At 76.1% G+C, this 7,075-nt stretch carries 5 protein-coding genes; 4 read left to right on the top strand and 1 reads right to left on the bottom strand.

All coding sequences use genetic code 11. From position 1 onward, the window contains the following. The first annotated feature begins 89 nt into the window (after window positions 1–89). The 4 genes from ABZW03_RS33940 (at window position 90) to ABZW03_RS33925 (ending at window position 5,902) form a co-directional block, all read left to right on the top strand. On the top strand, window positions 90–1,946 hold the full coding sequence (locus tag ABZW03_RS33940; protein ID WP_355267119.1) for an ATP-binding protein: 1,857 nt from the start codon (window positions 90–92) through the stop codon (window positions 1,944–1,946). Beyond that, entirely contained in the window at window positions 1,943–2,686 is a 744-nt protein-coding gene (locus ABZW03_RS33935) for a response regulator (RefSeq protein WP_355267113.1), read from the top strand. Before ABZW03_RS33940 ends, ABZW03_RS33935 begins: the two co-directional genes overlap by 4 nt. Before the next feature lie 163 nt (window positions 2,687–2,849). Then, complete coding sequence (locus ABZW03_RS33930) at window positions 2,850–4,391, top strand: diaminobutyrate--2-oxoglutarate transaminase (RefSeq protein WP_355267110.1); 1,542 nt, start codon at window positions 2,850–2,852, stop codon at window positions 4,389–4,391. Continuing rightward, on the top strand, window positions 4,388–5,902 hold the full coding sequence (locus tag ABZW03_RS33925) for a pyridoxal-dependent decarboxylase (protein ID WP_355267107.1): 1,515 nt from the start codon (window positions 4,388–4,390) through the stop codon (window positions 5,900–5,902). Before ABZW03_RS33930 ends, ABZW03_RS33925 begins: the two co-directional genes overlap by 4 nt. Before the next feature lie 101 nt (window positions 5,903–6,003). On the opposite strand, the gene ABZW03_RS33920 is transcribed toward ABZW03_RS33925, so the two are convergent. Then, window positions 6,004–6,801 carry an inositol monophosphatase family protein gene (locus tag ABZW03_RS33920; protein WP_355267116.1) on the bottom strand — a complete coding sequence of 266 codons (798 nt, stop codon included), beginning with the start codon at window positions 6,799–6,801 and terminating at the stop codon, window positions 6,004–6,006. Window positions 6,802–7,075: the final 274 nt, after the last annotated feature.

Raw genomic sequence — 7,075 nt, 5'->3', positions numbered from 1 at the left:
CCTACACCGAGTCGGTCACCCGCATCCCGGTCGTGCGCCGCAAGGTCCAGGAGGTGCTGGAGGAGTCCGGCTTCTCCAGCTCGCCCCGGCTGTCCGCGCGCCTGTCCCGCCGCCTGCCCCGGCGGCTGGTGCGGAGCCTGGCCGGGCAACTGTTCGTCGTCCAGGTGGTGATCGTCGCCGTGGTGGTCGCCGGCGGCGCGGTGCTCGCGTACCTCTTCACCGCCGGCCGTACCGAGGACGCCGCCCGGCGCCAGGTCACTGCGGTCGCCCACGCCGTCGCGGACTCGCCGTCCGTCCGGGCCGCCGTCGGGGGGCCGGACCCGACCGCCGTGCTCCAGCCGTACGCCGAGCAGGTGCGGGCCGACACCGGGGTCTCCTTCATCACCGTCATGGACACCGACGGGGTGCGCTGGACCCACCCGCTGCCCGAGCAGATCGGGCGGACCTACCTCGGGCACATCGACTGGGCGCTCGCCGGGCAGACCCGCAGCGAGACGTACGTCGGCACGCTCGGCCCGTCCGTGCGGGTGGTCACCCCGGTGTGGGACGACCGGCACCGGGTGGTCGCGCTGGTCAGCGTGGGCCTCACGGTGGAGTCGATCTCCGCGCAGCTGAGCGGTCCGCTGCTGTCCCTGGCCGGGGTGGCGGTGGCCGCGCTCGCGGTCGGCGGCGTCGGCACCTACCTCGCCAACTCCCGGCTGCGGCGGCACACCCACGGGATGGGGCCGGCCGAGCTGAGCCACCTGTACGAGTACCACCAGGCCACCCTGCACGCGGTGCGCGAGGGGCTGGTCCTGCTGGACCGCTCGCACCGGGTGGTGCTGTGCAACGACGCCGCCCGTGAACTGCTCGGGCTGGCGGGCGAGGTGGAGGGTCGGCCGGTGGCGGAGCTGGGCCTGCCGGAGGCGCTGGTGGCGGCCGTGCTGGGGGAGGAGCCGGCCCGGGACGAGGTGCACCTGACCGCCGAGCGGGTCGTGGTGCTGAACACCTCCACGATCGGCACCGGCACCGGTCTCGGCCGGGTGGTCACCCTCCGGGACCACACCGAACTCCAGGCGCTCAGTGGTGAGTTGGACTCGGTGCGCGGCTTCACCGAAGCGCTCGGCGCGCAGGCGCACGAGGCCGCCAACCGCTTGCACGCGGTGGTCTCGCTGATCGAACTCGGCCGCCACGAGCAGGCGGTGGCGTTCGCCACCGCCGAGCTGGAGCTCGCCCAGCAGCTCACCGACCGGGTGGTCGCGGCGGTGGGCGAGCCGGTGCTGGCCGCGCTGCTGCTCGGCAAGGCGGCCCAAGCGGCCGAGCGGGGCGTGGAGTTGACCCTCACCGAGGACAGCCGGATCGACGACGGGGTGCTGCCGCCCGGGCTCTCCCCGCGGGACCTGATCACGCTGCTCGGCAACCTGATCGACAACGCCGTGGATGCGGCCATCGCGGGTGCGGCGGGGAGCCCCGTCCCGCCGGAGGTCACCGTCACGGCGCGGATCGTCGAGGGCCGGGGCCGCGGCGGTCGGGACCGCACCGAACGCGACGGCGGTGACGGCGGGTGCGGCGGCGACGGCGACGGCGCGGGGGCGGTCGGCGACTGCCTGCTGCTGCGGGTCGCCGACACCGGCGAGGGGATCGACCCGGGCGCGGTCGAGGACGTGTTCCGGCGCGGCTGGAGCACCAAGCAGGACGGTCGCGGGCACGGGCTCGGGCTGGCGCTGGTCGCCCAGACCGCCCGGCGCAACGGCGGCACCGTCGAGGTCGGACGGGATCGCGGTGCGGTGCTCACGGTGCGGCTGCCGCTGGCCGGGCGGCCGACCGGGCCGACCGGCGGGCCGGGAGCGTCCACCGACGGCTCCGAGGAGTCCGGCGGCCGCGCGTACGGCGGTCGCGCATCCGACAGTCGCGCATCCGGAGGCCGGACACCCGACGGCCGGGAACAGGAAGGGGCCCTGGCGTGAGCGCCGCCGGCACCACGGCCGGCACCGGCACCGCCGCCACCGCGGGGATCTCCGTCCTGGTGGTCGAGGACGACCCGGTGGCCGCCGCCGCGCACACCCTGTACGTCCGGCGCGAACCCGGCTTCCACGCCGCGGGGGCGGTCCACAGCTGCGCCGACGCGCTGCGCTTCCTGGACCGGGCCCGCGCCGCCGGCACGCCCGTCGACCTCGTCCTGCTCGACCTCTACCTGCCGGACGGCCACGGGCTCCAGCTCTGCCGCACGCTGCGCGCGGCCGGCCACGGCGCCGACGTGATCGCGGTGACCTCGGCCCGCGACCTCGCCATGGTCCGGCAGGCGGTCTCCGCGGGCGTCGTGCAGTACCTGCTGAAACCGTTCAGCGCGGCCGCCCTGCACGACCGCCTGGAGCGCTACGCCCGCTACCGCGACAGCCTCGGGCGCACCGGCGAGGCGACCGGACAGGAGGAGGTCGACCAGGCGCTCGCCCTGCTCCGCACGCCGGAGCGCAGCACCCTGCCCAAGGGTCTGTGCGCGCCCACCCTGGACACCGTCGCCTCGGTGCTGCGCGAATCGGCCGCCGGGTTGTCGGCGGCGGCCGCGGGTGCCGCCGCCGGGGTCTCGCGGATCACCGCGCGGCGCTACCTGGAGCACCTGGTGGAGACCGGGTGCGCGGTGCGGGAGCCGCAGTACGGGAGCGTCGGGCGGCCGGAGCTCTGCTACCGGTGGCGGAGCCGGGCCTGACGGTCGACGGGGGTCCGCACTTCGTGCGTGACCTTTCCGTGCCGCGCTCGTTGGAGGGACCGGGGGAGGTTCACTCACTCGGGTGGTTCTGGGGGCTCGAGGGCATTCCGCCAGGTCAAGGGCAGTAAAGTTAGGCTTACCTAACTTCCCCTGGGGGTTTCTCGTGTCACTCGCTGCCGTACCCGTCCAGGCCGCCTCCGGAGCCCCGGGCGCCGGTGAAGCCATCCTGCGCCGTCAGCGCGTCCGCGAGTCCGCCGCCAGAACGTACGCCCGCTCCTTCCCGATCGTCCCGGTCCGGGCTCACGGCATGACCGTCGAGGGCGCCGACGGGCGGCGCTACCTGGACTGCCTCTCCGGCGCCGGCACGCTCGCCCTCGGCCACAACCACCCGGTGGTGCTGGAGGCGATCCGCCGCACCCTCGACAGCGGCGCCCCGCTGCACCTGCTCGACCTCGCCACCGCCGAGAAGGACGACTTCACCAGCGCGCTGTTCGAGAGCCTGCCCGCGGAGTTCGCCGCCCGCGCCCGGGTGCACTTCTGCGGACCGGCCGGGACGGACGCCGTCGAGGCGGCGCTCAAGCTGATGCAGACCGCCACCGGCCGCTCCGGCGCGCTCGCCTTCACCGGCGCCTACCACGGCATGACCGCCGGTGCCCTCGCGCTCACCGGCAACGTCGCCGTCAAGGAGCCGCTGCCGCGCGGCGGCGAGGTCGCCCGGCTGCCCTACCCGTACGGCTACCGCTGCCCGTTCGGCGTCGGCGGCGAGGCGGGCGCCGACCTCGCCGCGACGTACGTGGAGCGGCTGCTGGACGACCCCTCGGGCGGCGTGGTGACGCCCGCCGCGATGATCCTGGAGGCCGTCCAGGGCGAGGGCGGGGTCGTCCCGGCGCCCGACGGCTGGCTGCGCGCGATGCGCCGGATCACCGCCGAACGCGGCATCCCGCTGATCGTCGACGAGGTGCAGACCGGCGTCGGCCGCACCGGCGCGATGTGGGCGATCGAGCACAGCGGCATCGTTCCGGACGCCATGGTGCTGTCCAAGGCCATCGGTGGCAGCCTGCCGCTCGCCGTCGTCGTCTACCGCGAGGACTACGACGGCTGGCGGCCCGGTGCCCACACCGGCACCTTCCGCGGTAACACCCTCGCGATGGCCGCCGGGGCCGCGACACTGCGCCACGTCGCGGCGAACGGGCTGGCCGAGCGGGCCGCCGCGGTCGGCGAGCGGATGGCCGCCCGGCTGCGCGGACTCGCGGCCGAACTGCCGGTGATCGGCGACGTGCGCGGCCGGGGGCTGATGCTCGGGGTCGAGCTGGTCGACCCGGCGGCCGAGCCCGACGCGTGCGGCGCCCGGCCGGCCGACCCGGCGCTCGCGGTACGGGTCCGGGAGGCGTGCCTGGCGCGTGGGCTGATCGTCGAGCTCGGCGGGCGCCACGACGCGGTGCTGCGGCTGCTCCCGCCGCTCACCATCACGGACGAGCAGGTGGCGGCGGTCCTGGAGCGGCTGGCGGACGCGATCGCGGCGGCCTCCGCGAACCGGCCGGCGGACGGGGCGGCGGGCGGCGCGGCAGGCGGCCCGGCGAGTGGAACGGCGGGCGGCTCGGCGAGTGGAACGGCGAGTGGAACGGCGGGCGGCTCGGCGAGTGGAACGGCGGGCGGCTCGGCGGGCGGCTCGGCGGGTGGGGCGACGCTTCGGGGGCAGCGGTGAGCGGGCCCGGAACCGGCCCCGTCGGTCTCCCCGGGGACGGCGTCGCGACGGACGCCCTGGCGGGCGGCGCCGCCGGGCCGGGTGCGCTCGCACCACTGCTGGCCACCGTCCTCGACTCCCTGGAGACGGGCACCGCCACGCGCTCCGGGCCGCTCCCGGCGGGCAGCCCGGCCGAGATCTCCGCCCTCGTCGACGAGGCGCTGGCCGCCGCCGACGGCCCGGGCGCGCTCGCCCGGCTCACCGAACTCCTCGCCTACGGGGCCGCCGACCCCGCCGACCCGGCCTGCGCCGCGCACCTGCACTGCCCGCCGCTCGCCGTCGCCGCCGCGGCGGACCTCGCGGTCAGCGCCCTCAACCCCTCGCAGGACTCCTGGGACCAGGCCCCCGCCGCCACCGCCCTGGAGAGCGCCCTGCTCGCCGAGATCGCCGGACTGGTCGGCTACGACCCGGAACGCGCCGCCGGCGTCCTCACCTCCGGCGGCACCGAGTCCAACCTCATGGGGCTGATGCTGGCGCGCGACCAGAAGCTCGACGGCATCGTGGAGCTGGACGGCATCCCGGCCGGCGTCCGCCCGTGCATCCTCGCCTCCGAGGCCGCGCACTTCTCCGTCCAGCGCTCCGCCGCCCTGCTCGGCCTCGGCGAGCGGGCGGTCGTCCCCGTCCCGGTCGACCGCGGACTGCGGATGCGGGAGGCCGAACTGGAGCGGGCGATGGCCGAGGCCAGCTGGGCCGGACGGACCCCGATCGCCGTGGTCGCCACCGCCGGCACCACCGACACCGGAGCCGTCGACCCGCTGAACGCCGCCGCCGACCTCGCCGGACGCTACGGCGCCTGGCTGCACGTGGACGCCGCGTACGGCGGCGGGGCGCTGCTCTCCGACCGACTCGCCCCGCTGCTCGACGGCATCGCCCGCGCGGACTCGGTCTCCCTCGACTGGCACAAGCTCGGCTGGCAGCCGGCCGCGGCCGGGGTCTTCCTGGTCCGCCGCACCGAGACCTACGTCTCGCTCGCCCGCCGCGCCGAGTACCTCAACCCGGTCGACGACGAGCAGGCCGGCTACCCCAGCCTGCTCGGCCGCTCGCTGCGCACCACCCGCCGGGCCGACGCCTTCAAGCTCGCCGTCACCCTGCGGACCCTCGGGCGGGACGGGCTCGGCCGACTGGTGGACACCTGCCACGACCTCGCCCGCGCCGCCGCGGACGCGGTGCGCGCCGACCCGTCGCTCGAACTCCACACCGAGCCGGTGCTCACCGCGCTCCTCTTCCGCTACCGGCCGCCCGGTGTGACGGACGAGGCGGCGCTGGACGAGGTGAACGGCCGGTTGCGGCGCCTGCTGCTGCGCACCGGCCGGGCGGTGGTCGGGCGCACCGAACTGCCGGGCAGCGGCCCGGGCCGGGTGCGGCTGAAGCTCACGCTGCTGAACCCCCACACCACGGTGGGGGAGGTCGGCGCGCTGCTGCGGGAGGTGGTGGGCGCCGGCCGGAAGGTGGCGGGCGAGCGGGCGGGGTAGGGCGTCGCCGGAGGCCGAGGGGGCGGTCGGACGGTATGGCCGGGGTGCCGGGGTGCCGGGGTGCCGGGGTCCGGGTCGCCGGGGTGGCCGGGGCGCTGCGGTCAGCCGTTCAGGAGGATCGACCGGGTGCGCTCCCAGGTGTCCGGGTCGGCGGCGACCAGGAGCCCGTCCTCGCAGCCGGGGGCCTCCGGGCGGTAGGGGGTGCCGTCCGGGCGGGCGGAGACGCCGCCGGCCTCGGTGACCAGGAGGGAGCCCGGGGCGTGGTCCCAGGGGAGGGTGCGCCAGTAGAGGGTGAAGTCGGAGCGGCCGTCGGCGACGTCCGGGTACTCGATCCCGGCGGCGTGCCGACCGGAGGAGATCTCGCCGAAGGCCGCGATGTTGTCCTGCAGCCGGCGGCGGTGCTCGGCGTCGAGGTAGCGGCTCTTCACCGAGCCGCGCAGCTTCGCGACGTCCTTCGGGGCCGGCGGGCGGGTCAGGCGCACACCGTCGCGCCAGGCGCCGGAGCCGAGTTCGGCGCAGTAGGTGGTGGCGGTGGCGGGCTGCCAGATCCAGGAGGCGACGGTCCGGCCGGAGCGGACCAGGGAGCACATCACGGCGTACTCGGGTCTGCCGGCGACGAAGTTGGCGGTGCCGTCCACCGGGTCGACCAGCCAGGCGGCGGGCTCGTCGTGGAGGGCCAGGGCGAGCGACGGGTCGGCGGCGACCGCCTCCTCGCCGACCACCGGGACGGGCAGCAGCTCGTGCAGGCGGCGGGCGATGATCACCTCGGCCTCGCGGTCGGCGACCGTCACGATCTCGCCGGGGGCCTTCTCCATCACCTCGCCGGCGGCCAGCGCCCGGAAGCGCGGCTCCACCACCTCGGCCGATGCCTCGGCGAGTATCTCCGCCACCTTGTCCATCAGCACGTTCGCGCTCCCTTCGCTGCCTACCACTCTCCCACGAGCGGCGGATGGGGGCGGCGGCGGACCTGGGGGTGGACCGGGGCGGGCGGACCGGGTGGCGATGACAGCCGACAGCCGACAGCCGACGGACAACAGATCACAGGTAACAGATGACAGCTGACAGATTTCGAAATCTGTCAGCTGTCATCTGTTACCTGTTCCTGCGAACCAGGCGTCCTCCTGTTCGATGAAGATCAGGACGCTGTCGTCGTCCTGGGCGGAGTCGCGGGCC

It is taken from the genome of Kitasatospora sp. NPDC004799, assembly GCF_040609095.1.
In the GTDB taxonomy this organism is placed as follows: Bacteria; Actinomycetota; Actinomycetes; order Streptomycetales; family Streptomycetaceae; genus Kitasatospora.
The sequence above is the reverse complement of the archived record's forward strand: the minus strand, read 5'-3'. Positions and strand labels throughout refer to the sequence as shown.

Bases quoted from the DNA above. Each gene is read 5' to 3' on its own strand.
- ABZW03_RS33920 (WP_355267116.1), bottom strand. From the start codon at position 6,801: ATGGACAAGGTGGCGGAGATACTCGCCGAGGCATCGGCCGAGGTGGTG.